We start from the raw sequence: 19,279 nt of genomic DNA, 5'->3' as shown, positions 1-19,279 counted from the left end.
TGCTTGATTTGCAGCTTCAGCGCTTCGCTGTCACTGCTGACGTTGCTCTGGCTGGCGACAACCTTGCCGGAAATATCCTGCAGGCGCCCTGCCGCTTCTTCGCTGATGCGGGCGAAGCTTTCCTGGGTGGCGACCAGTTGCTGCTCCATCAGCGAGATCTGCTGGAAGCTCCACCAGGCCAGACCGATGAAGGCAAAAAACAACGCGCCGACCAGCGCCCACAGCGGCCCGGTGCTGGCGGCCTTGACCTTGACCACTGGCGCGCTGCGCGAATGCACGGAAGTGCGGGGGCCGGGCGCGATGTCATCGTCATCGAACGGGTCGGCGCGCAGGCTTGGCACGTTGTCGAAATCGTCGTCGTGGGCATCGTTTCGCATGGACATTGAGGCAACCTTTGGCAAACGCGGTGATGGCTAAATGCTGCGAAGTATAACCGCCTCAGCCGCAGGCATTGACCCTCAACCCGCAAGGCGGTTCATTGCCGCCCGGCCGAATCGTTTCAACGGATGTCCTGGGCTTTCCACCACGCACAGAACTCATCGAGGGCGGCCCACAGGCTGACTTTCGGATCGTAGTCGAGATAATGCCGGGCGCGGCTGATGTCGAGGGTGAAATTTTTTTTCAGGACCTGCATGCCCAGGCGCGACAGGGTCGGCTCAGGGCGTCCCGGCCAGAGCATGCACGCGCCTTCGTTGAGCGCCGCGACGCTGTAGGCCAGACCGTAGGAGCGATATTTGCGCACCTGATCGACGTCCATCCGCCGCATTACGTAATTGACCACATCCCACAGCGGCACCGGCGTGCCGTTGCTGATGTTGTAGGCCTTGCCCAGCGCCGAACCTTGCGCCAACAGGCTGCTGAGCATGGCTTCGTTGAGGTTCTGCACGCTGGTGAAATCGACCTTGTTCAAGCCGTCGCCGATGATCGCCAGCCGACCCTTGCGCTGCATCTTCAGCAGGCGCGGGAAGATGCTCATGTCGCCGGCACCGGTGACGAAACGCGGGCGCAGGGCGATGGTTTCCAGACCGAATTCCTGCGCGCCGAAGACTTTCTGCTCGGCCAGATATTTGGTCGCGGCGTAGGGATGCTTGAAGCTTTTGGGCACTTGCTCTTCGGTCAGACCGAGATGGTCGCGGCCATCGAAATAGATCGACGGCGACGACAGATGCACCAGCCGCCGCACCCGCTGCTTGAGGCACGCTTCGACGACGTTTTCGGTGACTTCGACGTTGCCCTGATGAAAGTCCTGATAACGCCCCCACACACCGACAGCACCGGCGCAATGCACCACGGCTTCGACATCGTTGCACAGATCCCGCACCAGATCGGCGTCGGTCAGATCGCCCGGCACGAACTCCGCGCCCCGGCGCACCAGATGCTCGACGCTCTCGGCCCGGCGACCGTTGACCCGCACTTCAAGGCCCTGCTCCAGGGCGAAACGCGCAAAGCGCCCGCCAATAAAGCCGCTGGCGCCGGTAACCAAAATCTTCATCAAAAACTCCAGGGAAGCAGCTGCAAGCTTCGAGCTTTCAGCTGCAAGTTGAAACGGTGCGTGTTCTTGCCGCTTGCAGCTTGACGCTTGTTGCTGCGTTCAAGCCACTAGCCATTGCTTTGAGGAGCGCAGCAGTTGTTCGGTCAGTAGATTGAGCAACTGGCCGCCATTGCGCCAATGATGCCAGTACAGCGGCACGTCAATCGGTTTATCTGGCAGCAATTCGCGCAGCACCCCGCGTTGCAACTGTTCGCGCACCTGCAGTTCCGGCACCAGCCCCCAACCCAGACCGGCCTCGGTCAGGCGAATGAAGCCTTCGGAGGACGGGCATAAGTGATGCTCAAACGCGCCGTCGACGCCCAACAGCGCCAGATAGCGATGCTGAAGAAAATCGTCCGGGCCGAACACCAGCGCCGGGGTGCGCGGCAGCTGTTCGGCGCGCACGCCATCCGGAAAATGCCGGGCGATGAAGGCCGGGCTGGCCAAGGCGCGATAACGCATGGCGCCGAGCAATACGCTGCGTGCGCCGGCCACCGGGCGCTCGCTGGCGCAGAGACACGCAGCCACTTCACCGGCACGCATGCGTTTGAGGCCGACGGTCTGGTCTTCGACGATCAGGTCGAGCAACAAATGCTGCTCGGCGCAGAAACCGCCGACGGCCGCGGCCCACCAAGTGGCGAGGCTGTCGGCGTTGAGGGCGATGCGCAGGCGATCCGGCAGGCCTTCTTCGTCCAGCGCCGGCACAACTGATTGCAAATCGCGCTCGAGCAACCGCACCTGCTGCACATGGTTGAGCAGACGCCGGCCGATTTCGGTCGGCGCTGGCGGTGTTCCGCGCACCAGCACTGGCTGGCCGACCCGCGCTTCAAGCAATTTGATGCGCTGGGAGATCGCCGACTGCGACAGGCCCAGCACCTGTGCGGCGCGATCGAATCCGGCCTGCTCGACCACAGCGGCGAGCGCGGAAAGCAATTTATAGTCGAACATCAGTTTTCCTAATGGGCGATCAGCACTATTGGTTTTTCTTATACAGCGTCACACCGGAGAATAGCCAGCAAGCACTCTCTTTCAAGGATCTCTCCCATGTGGCAAAGCTACGTAAACGGCCTGTTGGTGGCGTTCGGCCTGATCATGGCGATCGGCACGCAGAACGCATTTGTCTTGGCGCAAAGCCTGCGCCGTGAACACCATTTGCCGGTGGCGGCATTGTGCGTGGTATGTGACGCAATTCTGGTCGCGGCCGGGGTGTTCGGCCTGGCAACGATCCTGGCGCAGAACCCGACCCTGCTGGCGATCGCCCGTTGGGGCGGCGCGACGTTTCTGATCTGGTACGGCAGCCAGGCGCTGCGCCGGGCCTGCTCGAAACAGAGCCTTGAGCAAGGCGAAAACCAGACCGTGCGTTCGCTGCGCGCAGTGATGCTCAGCGCTCTGGCGGTGACCTTGCTCAACCCCCACGTTTATCTGGATACGGTATTGCTGATCGGCTCGCTGGGCGCGCAGCAATCGGTGCCGGGCGCTTATGTGGTCGGCGCGGCGAGTGCCTCGCTGTTGTGGTTTTTCACCCTGGCCCTTGGCGCGGCGTGGCTGGCACCGTGGCTGGCCCGCCCGAGCACCTGGCGCATTCTCGATCTGGTGGTGGCGTTGATGATGTTCGCCGTGGCCGCGCAGTTGATCATCGCCGGATGAATAATTGCCAAAGGCTCTGGAACCTCTATCCCACACAGTTGTTGCGTGGTTAAGGCGCGACCCCGGTGCTATGATCCGAACCCTGCGCCGCAAAGAGTAAAAACTCGCCGGTGCATTTCCGGCCGCCCGTGATCGGCCTTGCGCTCACCGCAACAGACCTGATTAGGAGAATCATCATGGCTTTCGAATTGCCGCCGCTGCCTTACGCACACGATGCCCTGCAGCCGCACATCTCCAAGGAAACCCTGGAGTTCCACCACGACAAGCACCACAACACCTACGTCGTGAACCTGAACAACCTGGTGCCAGGCACCGAGTTTGAAGGCAAGACCCTGGAAGAAATCGTCAAGACTTCTTCGGGCGGCATCTTCAACAACGCCGCTCAGGTCTGGAACCACACTTTCTACTGGAACTGCCTGGCGCCAAACGCCGGCGGTCAACCAACCGGCGCCCTGGCAGATGCCATCAACGCAGCGTTCGGTTCGTTCGACAAGTTCAAGGAAGAATTCAGCAAAACCTCGATCGGCACCTTCGGTTCCGGCTGGGGCTGGCTGGTGAAAAAGGCTGACGGTTCCCTGGCCCTGGCCAGCACCATCGGCGCCGGCAACCCGCTGACCAGCGGTGACACCCCGCTGCTGACCTGCGACGTCTGGGAACACGCTTACTACATCGACTACCGCAACCTGCGTCCGAAGTACGTTGAAGCGTTCTGGAACCTGGTCAACTGGAAGTTCGTGGCCGAGCAGTTCGAAGGCAAAACCTTCACCGCTTAAGCTGCGCGCCCGATGAAAAGCCCGGCTTCGGCCGGGTTTTTTTATGCCCGGCGCATGGCGTTTCTCGCACGGTAAAAGCAGCTTCGCGCCGTTTGCCGCCAGCCCCCAGCCGTCTACCATCACAGAAAGGAAAAAATCTTTGACCCAGTGCTCAAGTTGAAGGCAATTGCAACCGACACAGTTGATTCAGAGCTATTACTCAAATGACGACATTGCGGCCAGGATCACGGCGACTTTTCCCGTGCCCGATTGTCCCTTTGACTGCCAACCCGGGATTGCCAATACTCATGGCAACTTGACGCTACCCGCACGGAACAAGGAATAACCCTTTGAAGCTGGAACTCAAGAACAGCTTGTCGGTGAAGTTGCTCCGGGTCGTGCTCCTGTCGGCATTGATCGTAGGCGTAGTCTTGAGCTGCGCGCAGATTGTCTTCGATGCCTACAAGACCCGTCAGGCGGTTGCCGGCGACGCCGAGCGCATCCTCGACATGTTCCGCGATCCATCGACCCAGGCCGTGTACAGCCTGGATCGGGAAATGGGCATGCAGGTGATCGAAGGGCTGTTCCAAGACGACGCCGTGCGTCAGGCCTCCATCGGCCACCCCAACGAAGCCATGCTCGCGCAGAAATCCCGCGAACTGCAGCATTCCAACAGCCGTTGGCTGACCGACCTGATTCTCGGCCAGGAACGCACCTTCACCACGCAATTGGTCGGCCGCGGTCCGTACAGCGAATACTACGGCGACTTGAGCATCACCCTCGACACGGCCACTTATGGCGAAGGTTTCATCGTCAGCTCAGTGATCATTTTCATCTCCGGCGTACTGCGCGCACTGGCGTTGGGGTTGGTGCTGTATCTGGTCTATCACTGGCTGCTGACCAAACCGCTGTCGCGAATCATTGAGCACCTCACCGAGATCAACCCCGATCGTCCCAGCGAGCACAAGATTCCGCAGATCAAGGGCCACGAAAAAAACGAGCTGGGCCTGTGGATCAACACCGCCAACCAGTTGCTCGAGTCCATCGAACGCAACACCCACCTGCGCCACGAAGCGGAAAACAGCCTGCTGCGCATGGCCCAGTACGACTTCCTCACCGGCCTGCCGAACCGCCAGCAATTGCAGCAGCAACTGGACAAGATTCTCGTCGATGCCGGCAAATTGCAGCGCCGCGTCGCCGTGTTGTGCGTCGGCCTGGATGATTTCAAGGGCATCAACGAGCAATTCAGCTACCAGACCGGCGACCAATTGCTGCTGGCCTTGGCCGATCGTTTACGTGCCCACAGCGGTCGTCTCGGCGCCCTCGCCCGCCTGGGCGGCGACCAGTTCGCGCTGGTGCAGGCCGACATTGAACAGCCTTACGAAGCAGCGGAACTGGCGCAGAGCATTCTCGATGACCTCGAAGCGCCGTTCGCCCTCGACGATCAGGAAATCCGCCTGCGCGCGACCATCGGCATCACCCTGTTTCCGGAGGACGGCGACAGCACCGAGAAACTGTTGCAGAAAGCCGAGCAGACGATGACCCTGGCCAAGACCCGCTCGCGCAATCGTTATCAGTTCTACATCGCCAGCGTCGACAGCGAGATGCGCCGTCGTCGCGAGCTGGAAAAGGATTTGCGCGATGCGCTGATCCGCGACCAGTTCTACCTCGTCTACCAACCGCAGATCAGTTATCGCGATCACCGCGTGGTCGGCGTCGAAGCGCTGATTCGCTGGCAACATCCGGAACACGGTCTGGTGCCGCCGGACCTGTTCATCCCGCTGGCCGAACAGAACGGCACGATCATCGCCATCGGCGAGTGGGTGCTCGATCAGGCCTGCAAGCAATTGCGCGAGTGGCACGATCAGGGTTTCGTCGATCTGCGCATGGCGGTCAATCTGTCCACCGTGCAACTGCACCACGCCGAGCTGCCACGGGTAGTCAACAACCTGTTGCAGATGTACCGCTTGCCGCCGCGCAGTCTGGAACTGGAAGTCACCGAAACCGGCCTGATGGAAGACATCACCACCGCCGCCCAGCATCTGCTCAGCCTGCGCCGCTCCGGTGCGCTGATTGCAATCGACGACTTCGGCACCGGCTACTCGTCCCTCAGTTATCTGAAAAGCCTGCCGCTGGACAAGATCAAGATCGACAAGAGCTTCGTTCAGGACCTGCTCGATGACGACGATGACGCGACCATCGTTCGCGCGATCATCCAACTGGGCAAGAGCCTGGGCATGCAGGTGATTGCCGAAGGCGTGGAAACCGCCGAGCAGGAAACCTACATCATTTCCGAGGGTTGCCACGAAGGTCAGGGCTACCACTACAGCAAACCGCTGCCGGCGCGTGAGCTGGGCATTTACCTCAAGCAGGCGCAACGCAGCAACGCGGCGATTCTCTGAAAGCGAGAGATCGCGCCATTACACCTGCCTAAATAAGAAATATTTCCAAGCACGCCTTTACACATAATGCGAAAGATTTGCATTATGTCGCAGTTTTGCGCGCCCCCGGCGCCAGTCCACTCAACTACCGAAGCAGGATGTTCGCCATGATTCGTATGCCTCTGGCTACCGCCAGTCTGCTGGCCATCGCTATTTCCCTCGCCGGTTGCGGCGAAGGCAAGGACAAAGAAAAAGCCTCCGAAATGACTCCGGCTTCCAGCAGTGCTGCTCCAGCCCCTGCCGCTGCACCTGCTCCTGCCGCCGGTAAAGTTGACGATGCCGCCGCCAAGGCTGTGGTCGCGCACTACGCCGACATGGTCTTCGCCGTTTACAGCGATGCCGAATCCACCGCGAAAACCCTGCAGAGCGCGGTCGACGCGTTCCTCGCCAAGCCGAACGCCGACACCCTCAAAGCCGCCAAGGCTGCCTGGGTTGCCGCGCGCGTGCCGTACCTGCAGAGCGAAGTATTCCGCTTCGGCAACACCATCATCGACGACTGGGAAGGTCAGGTTAACGCCTGGCCATTGGACGAGGGCTTGATCGACTACGTCGACAAATCCTACGAGCACGCACTGGGTAACCCGGGCGCCAGCGCCAACATCATCGCCAACACCGAAGTGCAGGTCGGCGAAGACAAAGTCGACGTGAAAGAGATCACCCCGGAAAAACTCGCCAGCCTCAACGAGCTGGGCGGTTCCGAGGCGAACGTTGCCACCGGCTACCACGCGATCGAATTCCTGCTCTGGGGCCAGGATCTGAACGGCACCGGCCCTGGCGCTGGCAACCGTCCGGCCTCGGACTACCTGGAAGGCGCCGGCGCCACCGGTGGTCACAACGAGCGTCGTCGTGCCTACCTGAAAGCCGTGACCCAACTGCTGGTGAGCGACCTGGAAGAAATGGTTGGCAACTGGAAGCCGAACGTGGCCGACAACTACCGCGCCACCCTGGAAGCGGAGCCAGGCGAAACCGGCCTGCGCAAAATGCTCTTCGGCATGGGCAGCCTGTCGCTGGGTGAACTGGCGGGCGAACGCATGAAGGTTTCCCTGGAAGCCAACTCCCCCGAAGACGAGCAGGATTGCTTCAGCGACAACACCCACTACTCGCACTTCTACGACGCCAAAGGCGTGCGTAACGTTTACCTGGGCGAGTACACCCGTGTTGACGGCACCAAGATGACCGGCGCCAGCCTGTCGTCGCTGGTGGCCAAGGCCGATCCGGCTGCCGACACCGCGCTGAAAGCCGATCTGGCCGCGACCGAAGCGAAGATCCAGGTCATGGTCGATCACGCCAACAAGGGTGAGCACTACGACCAGTTGATCGCTGCCGGCAACACCGCTGGCAACCAGGTGGTTCGCGACGCCATCGCCGCGCTGGTCAAGCAGACCGGCTCGATCGAAGCCGCTGCCGGCAAACTGGGCATCAGCGACCTGAACCCGGACAGCGCCGATCACGAATTCTGATCGCAGCGTCCGCTCAAAAAGAGGCGACCTTCGGGTCGCCTTTTTCATTATTGGCACACCACTATCCCTGTGGGAGCGAGCCTGCTCGCGAAGGCTTGATCCGGCGCAGCATTTTCAGCGCGTCGGGCATCGCTTTCGCGAGCAGGCTCGCTCCCACAGTGTTGGCATGCGCTTCAAAGCTTGCGCGATATCAAGCAAACGATAATTCCTCTTATTCAAACTCCCCCGCCCTGTTAGACTTTGCGCCTTTGTTTTCGCCCGTTTGCAGGATGTCTGATGCTGTCGTTGCCGCTTCGCTTGTCCGCACTGTTGCTGGCCCTGGGCCTGAGTGCCTGCGATGACGCCCCGCGTTTCACCAAGGCCGAGCCGGGGGAAGCGCGTTCGGGCGGTGCGGCGACTGTGCGCAAGAGCGATCAGAACGCCTTCTCCCTGCCATCGGCCAACCTGCCGCCCTCGCGGCGCGTGGATTTCAGTGTCGGCAACAGTTTCTTTCGCAGCCCGTGGGTGATCGCGCCGTCGACCACCACGGCGCGCGACGGCCTCGGCCCGTTGTTCAATACCAACGCCTGCCAGAACTGCCACATCAAGGACGGTCGCGGGCATCCGCCGGCATCTGACGCATCCAATGCGGTGTCGATGCTGGTGCGCCTGTCGATTCCCGACGCGCCGGCCTACGCCAAAGTCATCGAACAGCTCGGCGTAGTGCCGGAGCCGGTGTATGGCGGGCAGTTCCAGGACATGGCCGTGCCCGGCGTCGCCCCGGAAGGCAAGGTGCGGGTCGACTACACACCGGTGTCCGTACGCTTCAAGGACGGCACTGAAGTCGAGCTGCGCAAGCCGACCCTGCAGATCACTCAACTCGGTTACGGCCCGATGCACCCGGACACGCGTTTTTCCGCGCGGGTGGCGCCGCCGATGATTGGTCTGGGCCTGCTCGAAGCCATCCCCAAGGAGGCGATCCTCGCCAACGCCGCCGCCCAGGCGAAAGAGAACAACGGCATCAACGGCCGGCCCAACCGTGTCTGGGATGACCAGTTGCAGAAAACCGTCATCGGCCGGTTCGGCTGGAAAGCCGGGCAGCCGAATCTCAATCAACAGAATGTTCATGCGTTCTCGGGTGACATGGGCCTGACCACCAGCCTGCGGCCGTTCGACGATTGCACCGAGGCGCAAAGCGCCTGCAAACAGGCGCCGAACGGCAATGGCCCGGACGGCGAACCGGAAGTCAGCGACAACATCCTGCGGCTGGTGCTGTTCTACAGCCGCAATCTCGCAGTGCCGGCGCGCCGTGGCGTCAACGATCCACAGGTGCTGGCCGGCAAGAATCTGTTTTTCCAGGCCGGTTGCCAGTCGTGCCACACGCCGAAATACACCACCGCCGCCGATGCCGCCGAACCGGAATTGGCCAATCAGGTGATTCGTCCGTACAGCGACTTGCTGCTGCATGACATGGGCGAAGGCCTGGCGGACAACCGCACGGAATTTCAGGCCTCCGGCCGCGACTGGCGCACCCCGCCGTTGTGGGGGATTGGTCTGACGCAAGCGGTCAGCGGTCACACCCAGTTTTTGCATGACGGTCGCGCACGCAACCTGCTCGAAGCGGTGCTCTGGCATGGCGGCGAAGCGTCGGCGGCGCAGCAACAGGTTTTGTCTTTCAATGCCGAGCAGCGCGCTGCGTTGCTGGCTTTTCTGAACTCACTTTAAATACTGTAAAAGCATCGGGAGCCCGACATGTTCCGTCCCAAGTTACTGTTCACCAGCCTCGCCGCGCTCGCCCTCGGCGCCTGCTCGCCGCAGGACCCGCAAGCGGTCACTTCGGCGGCGATCGCCAAATCGGTGATCCTGCCGACCTACACTCGCTGGGTCGAAGCCGACCGGCAACTGGCGGTCAGCGCCCTCGCCTATTGCCAGGGCAAGGAAAGCCTGGAAACTGCCCGTGCCGATTTCCTTCACGCGCAGAAAGCCTGGGCCGAACTGCAACCGCTGCTGATCGGGCCGCTGGCTGAGGGCAATCGTTCGTGGCAAGTGCAGTTCTGGCCGGACAAGAAAAACCTCGTCGGCCGTCAGGTCGAGCAACTGGTCGTCGCCCAGCCGCAGATCGATGCCGCCGCACTGGCCAAATCAAGCGTCGTGGTGCAGGGCCTGTCGGCTTACGAATACATCCTCTTCGACGCCAAGCCTGACGTCGCCAACTATGGGCAAAAAGCCAAATACTGCCCGCTGCTGATCGCCATCGGCGAGCGCCAGAAGCAACTGGCCGAAGAGATCCTGCAGGGCTGGAACAACACCGATGGCATGCTCGCGCAGATGAGCAAGTTCCCCAACCAGCGCTACGCCGACTCCCACGAAGCGATCGCCGATCTGCTGCGCGTACAAGTGACTGCACTGGATACCCTGAGAAAAAACTCGGCACGCCGATGGGCCGCCAGAGCAAAGGCGTGCCGCAGCCGTTCCAGGCGGATGCGTGGCGCAGCCAGTCGTCGCTGACCGCACTGGAAGCCAGCCTTGCCGCCGCCAAAACCGTCTGGGAAGGCGTCGACAACAAAGGCCTGCGCGGTCTGCTGCCGGCCGAACAGAAGCCGTTGGCGGACAAGATCGATGCCGCTTATGCCGCTTCGCTGAAGCTGTTCGACAGCACCCAGCGCTCGCTGGGCGAAATGCTCGAAGACGACGCCGGTCGCCAGCAACTCAACGATATCTACGACAGCCTCAACGTCGTCCATCGCCTGCATGAAGGCGAGCTGGCCAAGGCGCTGGGCATCCAACTGGGCTTCAACGCCAACGACGGTGACTGATGAGGGCGAGTGCCATGCTGCGACGTCAGGTTCTGACTTTAGGTAGTGCACTGCTGGGAGCAGTGACGCTGGGCGGCTGGACGCTGTTCAAACGCAAGGATCAGAGCCCGCTGCTGCTGTCGGCGCGTGACGATACTGACGGCAAGCATTACGCCGTCGGCTATCGGCTCGACGGTACGCGGGTGTTCGCCACCCACGTCGGCCAGCGTTGCCACGACATCATCAATCATCCGACGCAGCCGCTGGCGCTGTTCGTTGCACGGCGTCCGGGAACCGAGAGTTACCTGATCGACCTGCGCGACGGCAAGCTGCTGCAGACCGTGACCTCGCAGCCGGACCGGCACTTCTACGGCCACGCCGTGGTGCACAAGGATGGCGAATACCTGTACGCCACCGAGAATGACACGAGCGATCCCGGCCGTGGCCTGCTCGGCGTGTACAAGTTCGAGGGCGAACGGCTGGTGCACGCTGGCGAGATTTCCACCCACGGCCTCGGCCCGCATCAGGTGTCGTGGATGCCCGACGGCGAGACGCTGGTGGTGGCCAACGGCGGGATTCGCACCGAGGCGGAGAGCCGCGTCGATATGAACCTTAACGCCATGGAGCCAAGCTTGGTCCTGATGCAGCGCGACGGCACATTGCAGAGCAAGGAAACCCTCGCCCAGCAGATGAACAGCGTGCGCCACCTGGGCATCGCCAGTGACGGTACCATCGTCGCCGGCCAGCAATTCATGGGGCCGTCCCACGAGCGCTCGGAGCTGTTGGCGATCAAGCGACCCGGGCAAGCGTTCGTGGCGTTCCCGGTAGCGGAAGATCAGTTGCAGGCGATGGGGCACTACACCGCCAGCGTCGCCGTGCACAGCGACCTGCGTCTGGTCGCGTTGACAGCGCCGCGCGGCAATCGCTTCTTTATCTGGGATCTGGACAGCGGCGAACTGCGCCTCGATGCGCCTTTGCCTGATTGCGCCGGCGTTGGTGCGGTAAAGGATGGCTTTGTCGTGACCTCGGGTCAGGGCCGTTGCCGTTACTACGATTGCCGGCAGGAACAGCTGCTGGCCAAGCCGCTGGAATTGCCGGCGGGGCTCTGGGACAACCATCTGCACTTGATGGCCTGATACCCGCTCATTTTTGAGATGGCCCCCCATCCTGTGGCGAGGGGATTTATCCCCGTTGGGTGGCGCAGCCGCCCTTAAAACTGCAATTGCGGTATGACTGAAGGATTCAGGGAGCCGCTTCGCAGCCCAACGGGGATAAATCCCCTCGCCACAGGGTTCATATCCGGCCTTCACGTAATAACTGCCAGTTGGAATCCCCACCTGACTCGGAGTAATGTGCCCGCCTGTCTCATGATTTATCCAAGGAACTGGACATATGCTGCGTCGCCGCATGCTGATCATGTTGGGTGTTGTTTTGCTGATCGTCCTGGTACTGGGCGGATACAAAGCCTTTTCGATCTACACGATGATCCAAGGCTTTTCCAAGCCCAAGCCGCCGATCAGCGTCGCCGTGGCCACTGCCGGCGAACAGCCGTGGCAGATGCGCCTGCCCACCGTCGGCACGCTCAAGGCGCTGCAAGGTGTCGACTTGAGTCTGGAAGTCGCCGGCACCGTCACTGAACTCAAATTCGAATCCGGGCAGAAGGTCAAGGCCGGGCAACCGTTGCTGCAACTCGACAGCGCCGTGGAAACCGCCCTGCTCGAAACCGCCAAGGCTGATCTGGGCCTGGCGCAACTGGACTTCGGCCGTGGCGCGCAACTGGTCGACAGCCGCGCGATCTCCAAAGGCGAGTACGACCGCCTCTCCGCCGTGCTGCAAAAGAACAAGGCCACGGTCAATCAGCTCAACGCGTCGCTGGCGAAAAAACGCATCCTCGCGCCCTTCAGCGGCACCATCGGCATCCGTCAGGTCGACGTTGGCGACTACCTCGCCAGCGGCACCAAAATAGCCACGTTGCAGGATTTGAGCAGCCTCTACGCTGACTTCTACGTGCCGGAACAAGCGGTGCCGAAACTCGCTATCGGTCAGCCCGTGCAGTTCACCGTAGCCGCTTATCCGGGGCAGAACTTTGCCGGCAAGATCAGCGCGATCAACCCGATCGTCGAAAGCACCACGCGCAATATCCTCGTCCGCGCCACCCTCGCCAACCCCGACGGCAAGCTGCTGCCGGGCATGTTCGCCAGCCTTGAGGTGCTGCTGCCCGATCCGCAGAAGCACATCGTCGTGCCGGAAAGCGCGATCACCTACACCCTGTACGGCAACTCGGTTTATGTGGTCGGGCAGAAGAAGGCCGAGGACGGCAGCGTCGCCAAGGATGACAACGGCCAACCGCTGCTGATCGCCGAACGTCGTTTCGTCGAAACCGGTGAACGCCGCGATGGCCTGGTGATGATCAACAAGGGCGTGCAGAGCGGCGAACAAGTAGTGACGGCGGGCCAGATCAAACTGGACAACGGCGCCCACATTGCCATCAGCGACGACAAGACCCTCGGCGAGCAGAACAGTCCGCCTCGCGCCGACTGATCAAGGAATCCCCATGGCTTTTACCGATCCGTTCATCCGCCGCCCGGTGCTCGCCACCGTGGTCAGCCTGCTGATTGTGCTGCTGGGCTTCCAGGCCTGGAGCAAGCTGCCGCTGCGCCAGTATCCGCAGATGGAAAACGCCCTGATCACGGTGACCACGGCTTATCCCGGGGCCAACGCCGAAACCATTCAGGGCTACATCACCCAGCCGATGCAACAGAGCCTGGCCAGCGCCGAAGGCATCGATTACATGACCTCGGTCAGCCGGCAGAACTTCTCGGTGATTTCGATTTACGCGCGCATCGGTGCCAACACCGACCGCTTGTTCACCGAACTGCTGGCCAAGGCCAACGAGGTGAAGAACAAGCTGCCGCAGGACGCCGAAGACCCGGTGCTGAGCAAGGAATCCGCCGACGCTTCGGCGCTGATGTACATCAGTTTCTTCAGCAAGGACCTGAGCAACCCGCAGATCACCGATTATCTGTCGCGGGTCATCCAGCCGAAACTGGCGACGCTGCCGGGCATGGCCGAAGCGGAAATTCTCGGCAATCAGGTGTTCGCCATGCGTCTGTGGCTCGACCCGGTGAAACTCGCCGGCTTCGGCCTCAGCGCCGCCGACGTGACCGCTGCGGTGCGCCAGTACAACTTCCTCTCCGCTGCCGGCGAGGTGAAAGGCGAGTACACCGTCACCAGCATCAACGCCAACACCGAACTGAAATCCGCCGAGGCCTTCGCGGCGATTCCGCTCAAGGTCGATGGCGACAGCCGTGTGTTGCTGCGTGATGTCGCGCGGGTGGAAATGGGCGCGGAAAACTACGATTCGATCAGCTCGTTCGGCGGCACGCCATCGGTGTACATCGGCATCAAGGCCACTCCCGGCGCCAACCCGCTGGACGTGATCAAGGAAGTGCGCAAGCTGATGCCCGAGCTGGAAGCGCAGCTGCCGCCGAACCTGAAAAGCGAAATTGCCTACGACGCGACACTGTTCATTCAGGCCTCCATCGATGAGGTGGTGAAAACCCTGTTCGAAGCGGTGCTGATCGTCATCGTCGTGGTGTTCCTGTTCCTCGGCGCGCTGCGTTCGGTAGTGATCCCGGTGGTGACCATTCCGCTGTCGATGATCGGCGTGATGTTCTTCATGCAGATGATGGGTTACTCGATGAACCTGCTGACGCTGCTGGCCATGGTGCTGGCCATCGGTCTGGTGGTGGACGATGCGATCGTCGTGGTGGAAAACATCCACCGACATATCGAGGAAGGCAAGACGCCGTTCGATGCCGCCCTGGAAGGCGCGCGGGAAATTGCCATGCCGGTGGTGTCGATGACCATCACCCTGGCGGCGGTGTATGCGCCGATCGGTTTCCTCACCGGGCTGACCGGAGCGCTGTTCAAGGAGTTCGCCCTGACCCTGGCCGGCGCGGTGGTGATTTCCGGCGTCGTCGCCCTGACACTGTCGCCGATGATGTGCGCGTTTCTGTTGCGCCACGAAGAGAATCCCAGCGGCCTGGCCCATCGTCTCGACCGAGTCTTTGAAGGCCTCAAGCGCCGTTATCAAAGCATGCTCCACGGCACGCTCAATACCCGGCCGGTGGTGCTGGTGTTTGCGGTGATCGTGCTGTGCCTGATTCCGGTGTTTCTCAAGTTCACCAAGTCGGAACTGGCCCCGGACGAGGATCAGGGCATCATTTTCATGATGGCCAGCGCACCGCAGCCGACCAACCTCGACTACCTGAGCACCTACACCGACGAATTCATCACCATCTTCAAAGAATTTCCCGAGTACTACTCATCGTTCCAGATCAACGGCTACAACGGCGTGCAGGCCGGTATCGGCGGCTTCCTGCTCAAGCCATGGAACGAGCGCAGCCGCACGCAGATGGAAATCCTCCCCGAGGTGCAGAGCAAACTGGAGAGCATTCCCGGCCTGCAGATCTTCGGTTTCAACCTGCCCTCCCTGCCCGGCACGGGTGAAGGCCTGCCCTTCGAATTCGTGGTCAACACCGCCAATGACTACGAGCTGCTGCTGCAAGTCGCCGAGCGCATCGAGAAGCGCGCCATGGAGTCAGGCAAGTTCGCCTTCGTCGACCTCGATCTGGCGTTCGACAAGCCGGAAGTAGTCGTGGATATCGACCGCGACAAGGCTGCGCAGATGGGCGTGTCGATGCTCGACCTCGGCAGCACGCTGGCGACCTTGCTCGGCGAGGCGGAGATCAACCGCTTCACCATCGACGGGCGCAGCTACAAGGTCATCGCCCAGGTCGAACGGGCCTACCGCGACAACCCGGACTGGCTGAACAATTACTACGTGAAAAACACTCAGGGCGAACTGCTGCCGCTGTCGACGCTGATCAAGGTCAGCGACCGCGCAAGGCCGCGCCAGCTCAATCAGTTTCAGCAGCTCAACGCGGCGAAGATTTCCGGTTTCCCGCTGGTGAGCATGGGCGAAGCCATCGACACCGTGCTACAGATTGCCCGCGAAGAAGCACCGGCCGGGTTTGCCTTCGATTACGGTGGTGCCTCGCGCCAGTACGTGCAGGAAGGCAGCGCATTGTGGGTCACGTTTGCCCTGGCGCTGGCGATCATCTTTCTGGTGCTGGCCGCACAGTTCGAAAGCTTCCGCGATCCGCTGGTGATTCTGGTGACCGTACCGCTGTCGATTTGCGGGGCGCTGATTCCGCTGTTCCTCGGCTGGTCGAGCATGAACATCTACACCCAGGTCGGGCTGGTGACGCTGATCGGCCTGATCAGCAAGCACGGCATCCTGATCGTCGAATTCGCCAACCAGTTGCGCAAGGACAAGGGCCTGAGCGCCCGTGAAGCGGTGGAGGAAGCAGCGGCAATTCGCTTGCGCCCGGTGCTGATGACGACGGCGGCAATGGTGTTCGGCATGGTGCCGCTGATTCTGGCCACCGGTGCGGGAGCCGTGAGCCGCTTTGATATCGGCATGGTGATTGCGACGGGGATGTCGATCGGCACGTTGTTTACGCTGTTCGTGCTGCCGTGTGTTTATACCTTCCTCGCTAAGCCAGATGCCAGATAATGCACAATTCCCTGTGGGAGCGAGCCTGCTCGCGAATGCGGTATTTTGATCGTTCCCACGCTCTGCGTGGGAATGCAGCTCGGGACGCTCCGCGTCCCATTGGAACGCGGAGCGTCCTTTGAGGCGTTCCCACGCAGAGCGTAGGAACGATCAAGCAAGATCAAAAGATCGCAGCCTTCGGCAGCTCCTACACAATCCGTATCCCAAATAAAAGGCCTCGCAATTGCGAGGCCTTTTATTTGGGCTTCAATCGTTTCAACTGGCTGGCCTCATTCCCTGAGACAGTCCGAACATGAACAACAGCAAATCATGATCGGGCTGGGTCGCCACGGAGGCTTTTGCCACCCGTGGAACCGAACAATGAGCGTCGTTCCCGGACGCCCCTATGACCTGCATGCGCGGCTGCTCCCAGGCAGCCACCGCCAGTGAAGCAACTGCCAAGGCCCCGACCAGGAACAAACCTCGTGCAATTTCGAGTTTCATCGCTATAAACCTTTGATAGCGCTGCCAAACGCCGTCTCATAAAAGTAGACGAGTTTTTTCCAGTCGGCATCGCGGAACGACGAATGGCGACGCAGTTGCTTCAAGTCATGCTGTGCGGCTCGATAGGGGGTCAGACGCTGGCGGCACTTCTCCAGATCGATCAACGCCACTTCAACCTGCGCTGCTTCGCCTTCGCCGGTGACCCGAACGAAAACGTGTTTGATGTAAATGCAGCTGTGTTGCCAGCGGCCCTTGTGCATGCGCGCCAGGTTCTCGGCGAGGTCCTTGAGGACTTTTTCGTAGACCACGTCACCACATTGATCGCGACCACCGGCGGCGGCCAGCCAGTGTTCCAGTTCCTGAAAACCGTCGAGGGATTTGGTGACAAGCAGTGCGCGCCATTTGTGCTGCGGATCCGGCTGAGCGCCGCAAAAGACGATCTGCGGTACGCGTACGCCGAGTTTGCTTACGCCAGTCAGGGCATCGAGTTCGCGCAATACGGTCGGGCGACCGAACGGGTGCAACCAACTGCGATAGATGTGCCCGGTCTGGCGCTTGGCGTACAAAAGCTGACCGTCACGGTCGACGATGCGCTGCACCCCGCTTTCGCCACCACGGCGCACATTGGGCTCTTCAACCCATTCGCCGCGCTGGTTCCAGTAATAATCGAAACGATCCTGGGGAGCGACATCCGCTTCAACCGCTGCTTGCACTGCCATCCTCTACCTCTTGCGTAATACGTAAACTCGCCACATCGCATAGAGCGGTATGAAGTCCAGTTGTTCCTGAATGCGGAAACCCGCCTGTTCAAATTCTTTCTCGATCGTCGCCGCCGGAATCAGAAACCGATTCTGGTAATCATGACTTGGCCGATCCCGCTCGGCGCGCTTGCGCTTCCAGGCCTTGAAATTGCCGTCGACCCACAACGAAACAATCACGCTGTCACGGGTCACCCGCTCGAACTCGCGCAGGATCACCCGGCGGTGCTCGGCCTCGCCGATGTGGTGCAACAGACGCATGCAAAAGATGCTGTCGACCGAGTTATCCGGCAGAGCGATATCGAATGCCGAGGTGTGCAGCGGCTGTACACGCTTGACCACATCGGCTGGCTGCCCTTGCAGCGCGGTCTTGATCATCGACTCGGAATTGTCCGCGCCGATGATCACCCGGTTGGGCTTCTCCGCGAGCATTGGCCAGAAACGCCCGGCACCGCAGGGCAGATCCAGCACCAGCCCGGGATCTCCCGCCAGCGCCAAGGCCTTGCGACCGACTTGCTCATCGCGCCAGTGCGACAGGCGGCGACCGAGGCTTTGCTGGTGCTTGCGCAGATATCGTTGTGCGTGTTGGTCGTCGTACTTTTCGGAAAAATCGAGCTTGATCGGGCCGGCCATCATCTGGACTCCTGTTCTGATGACGCCACCTTAAGCAGCGGCGTGTCAGCGTCAGGTCATCCAATTGTGAAAATTCTGTCAGGTAAATCTGCAAAGTATTACAACGTTATACAGGATTCAGACAGGTGCGCGGGAGTAGCCTCGATCCACTATTTGCTGGCATTCACGCCAAGATCTACCTCGAATCGGCAGCCATTGGGCTCCATCGTGCTCAAACTGACCGTCCAGCCCTGGTTTTCGCAGATACGCTGGACCAGCGACAGGCCCAAGCCGAGACCCTCGCCACGTTTCTCGCTACCGCGCACAAACGGCTCGAACATCGCCTCGCGTTTTTCTTCGGGAATACCTACTCCCGAGTCCTCGACGACAAAACCGTTGGCAGTGAGGGTAAGGCGAATGAAACCCTCTTCGGTGTAATGCAGTGCGTTACGCAGCAAGTTGCCCATCACCGCATTGAGCAAGGTCGCGTTGTAACGTGTTTCCGGTGGGTCGCCCGGTTCGAACATCAGCGACAGGCCCTTGCGCTCGATCGGATCGCGCCACAGACACAGCAGGCTCTCGGCGACTTGCGTGAGGTTCTGCTGCGGCGCGGCGCCGGCCTCTTCGTTCTGTGCGCGCGCCAGCATCAGGAAGGTCTGCACCAGTTCGCGCATCTCCTCGCTGGCCCGGGCAATGCGCTCGACCTGGGCGCGACCGCGCTGATCGAGACCGGGGTTTTCCAGCAGCAGTTCGCAGGAACTGGCGAGGACCATCAGCGGCGTGCGCAATTCATGGCTGACGTCGCTGGTGAACAAACGCTCGCGGTTCAGCGCCTGACGCAAGCGCCCCAGCGTGGCATCGAACGCCACCGCCAGTTCACCGACTTCATCCGCCGCATAGTCCGGCGCCAGGGGCGGCGCCAGCCCGAGCAACTGGTCGCGATGACGGACCTGCCGCGCCAGGCGCACCACCGGCGCCATCACCTTGCGCGCGAGCACCCAGCCAAGAAACACCGCCAGTGCCAGGCTGAGCACGAAGCCCACCAGCACCACGGCAAACAGCACGCGCTCGCGCTCTTCGAAATCGCTTTGGTCCTGCAATAGTACGTAGCGTCGACCATCCACCACCTCGACCATGGCGTGATAGGACAGCTGCTCGCGAAAGACCTCGTGGAAACCGGCATCGAGGTGACGCAGATCCTTGGGCAGGTCGAAATCCCCCGGCCCGCCGCTGAAATAGA

Annotated in this window: 14 protein-coding genes and 2 pseudogenes; 9 read left to right on the top strand and 7 right to left on the bottom strand. The window is 61.2% G+C overall.

What is annotated here, in order from left to right; all coding sequences use genetic code 11:
- The 3 genes and pseudogenes from OQK_RS16995 to OQK_RS16985 form a co-directional block, all read right to left on the bottom strand.
- Window positions 1–383 (bottom strand): annotated as a pseudogene (locus OQK_RS16995) (ATPase); the annotation flags it as partial.
- A gap of 116 nt (window positions 384–499) precedes the next feature.
- Window positions 500–1,492, bottom strand: coding sequence for an NAD-dependent epimerase/dehydratase family protein (locus tag OQK_RS16990; RefSeq protein ID WP_016773434.1), 993 nt, complete (start codon window positions 1,490–1,492; stop codon window positions 500–502).
- Window positions 1,493–1,591: 99 nt separating this feature from the next.
- Window positions 1,592–2,479: a LysR family transcriptional regulator ArgP gene (locus OQK_RS16985; RefSeq protein WP_016773433.1), complete on the bottom strand. Its 888-nt coding sequence runs from the start codon at window positions 2,477–2,479 to the stop codon at window positions 1,592–1,594.
- Window positions 2,480–2,575: 96 nt separating this feature from the next.
- On the opposite strand from OQK_RS16985, the gene OQK_RS16980 reads away from it, so the two are divergent.
- The 9 genes and pseudogenes from OQK_RS16980 (at window position 2,576) to OQK_RS16940 (ending at window position 16,186) form a co-directional block, all read left to right on the top strand.
- The gene (locus OQK_RS16980) at window positions 2,576–3,178 is read left to right on the top strand and encodes a LysE/ArgO family amino acid transporter (RefSeq protein WP_016773432.1); all 603 of its coding nucleotides are present in this window, start codon (window positions 2,576–2,578) and stop codon (window positions 3,176–3,178) included.
- Between the two features lie 176 nt (window positions 3,179–3,354).
- A complete protein-coding gene (locus OQK_RS16975; protein ID WP_016773431.1) occupies window positions 3,355–3,951 on the top strand; it encodes a superoxide dismutase in 597 nt (198 codons plus the stop codon).
- A gap of 329 nt (window positions 3,952–4,280) precedes the next feature.
- A complete protein-coding gene (locus OQK_RS16970; RefSeq protein WP_016773430.1) occupies window positions 4,281–6,332 on the top strand; it encodes a putative bifunctional diguanylate cyclase/phosphodiesterase in 2,052 nt (683 codons plus the stop codon).
- A 146-nt stretch (window positions 6,333–6,478) separates the two neighbouring features.
- Window positions 6,479–7,831 carry an imelysin family protein gene (locus OQK_RS16965; RefSeq protein WP_016773429.1) on the top strand — a complete coding sequence of 451 codons (1,353 nt, stop codon included), beginning with the start codon at window positions 6,479–6,481 and terminating at the stop codon, window positions 7,829–7,831.
- Between the two features lie 279 nt (window positions 7,832–8,110).
- Window positions 8,111–9,535 (top strand): di-heme oxidoredictase family protein, encoded by a 1,425-nt coding sequence (locus OQK_RS16960; RefSeq protein WP_434093635.1) that lies wholly within the window; start codon window positions 8,111–8,113, stop codon window positions 9,533–9,535.
- Between the two features lie 27 nt (window positions 9,536–9,562).
- Window positions 9,563–10,626 (top strand): annotated as a pseudogene (locus OQK_RS16955) (imelysin family protein).
- Window positions 10,627–10,640: 14 nt separating this feature from the next.
- Window positions 10,641–11,741 (top strand): DUF1513 domain-containing protein, encoded by a 1,101-nt coding sequence (locus OQK_RS16950; RefSeq protein ID WP_016773427.1) that lies wholly within the window; start codon window positions 10,641–10,643, stop codon window positions 11,739–11,741.
- 256 nt (window positions 11,742–11,997) lie between these two features.
- On the top strand, window positions 11,998–13,146 hold the full coding sequence (locus tag OQK_RS16945) for an efflux RND transporter periplasmic adaptor subunit (protein WP_016773426.1): 1,149 nt from the start codon (window positions 11,998–12,000) through the stop codon (window positions 13,144–13,146).
- A 13-nt stretch (window positions 13,147–13,159) separates the two neighbouring features.
- Complete coding sequence (locus tag OQK_RS16940) at window positions 13,160–16,186, top strand: multidrug efflux RND transporter permease subunit (RefSeq protein ID WP_016773425.1); 3,027 nt, start codon at window positions 13,160–13,162, stop codon at window positions 16,184–16,186.
- Between the two features lie 255 nt (window positions 16,187–16,441).
- On the opposite strand, the gene OQK_RS16935 is transcribed toward OQK_RS16940, so the two are convergent.
- The 4 genes from OQK_RS16935 to OQK_RS16920 all read right to left on the bottom strand — a co-directional run.
- Window positions 16,442–16,669, bottom strand: coding sequence for a hypothetical protein (locus tag OQK_RS16935; RefSeq protein ID WP_016773424.1), 228 nt, complete (start codon window positions 16,667–16,669; stop codon window positions 16,442–16,444).
- A 2-nt stretch (window positions 16,670–16,671) separates the two neighbouring features.
- Window positions 16,672–17,388: a lipopolysaccharide kinase InaA family protein gene (locus OQK_RS16930; RefSeq protein ID WP_016773423.1), complete on the bottom strand. Its 717-nt coding sequence runs from the start codon at window positions 17,386–17,388 to the stop codon at window positions 16,672–16,674.
- A 3-nt stretch (window positions 17,389–17,391) separates the two neighbouring features.
- Entirely contained in the window at window positions 17,392–18,060 is a 669-nt protein-coding gene (locus OQK_RS16925) for a class I SAM-dependent methyltransferase (RefSeq protein ID WP_038861247.1), read from the bottom strand.
- Window positions 18,061–18,209: 149 nt separating this feature from the next.
- Window positions 18,210–19,279, bottom strand: a 1,070-nt coding sequence (locus tag OQK_RS16920) for a sensor histidine kinase (protein WP_038861028.1), incomplete at its 5' end; no start/stop codon positions are given.

It is taken from the genome of Pseudomonas sp. R62 (assembly GCF_000257605.1).
GTDB classification, from domain to species: Bacteria; Pseudomonadota; Gammaproteobacteria; order Pseudomonadales; family Pseudomonadaceae; genus Aquipseudomonas; species Aquipseudomonas atacamensis.
This window is presented reverse-complemented; position numbering and strand designations above follow the sequence as displayed.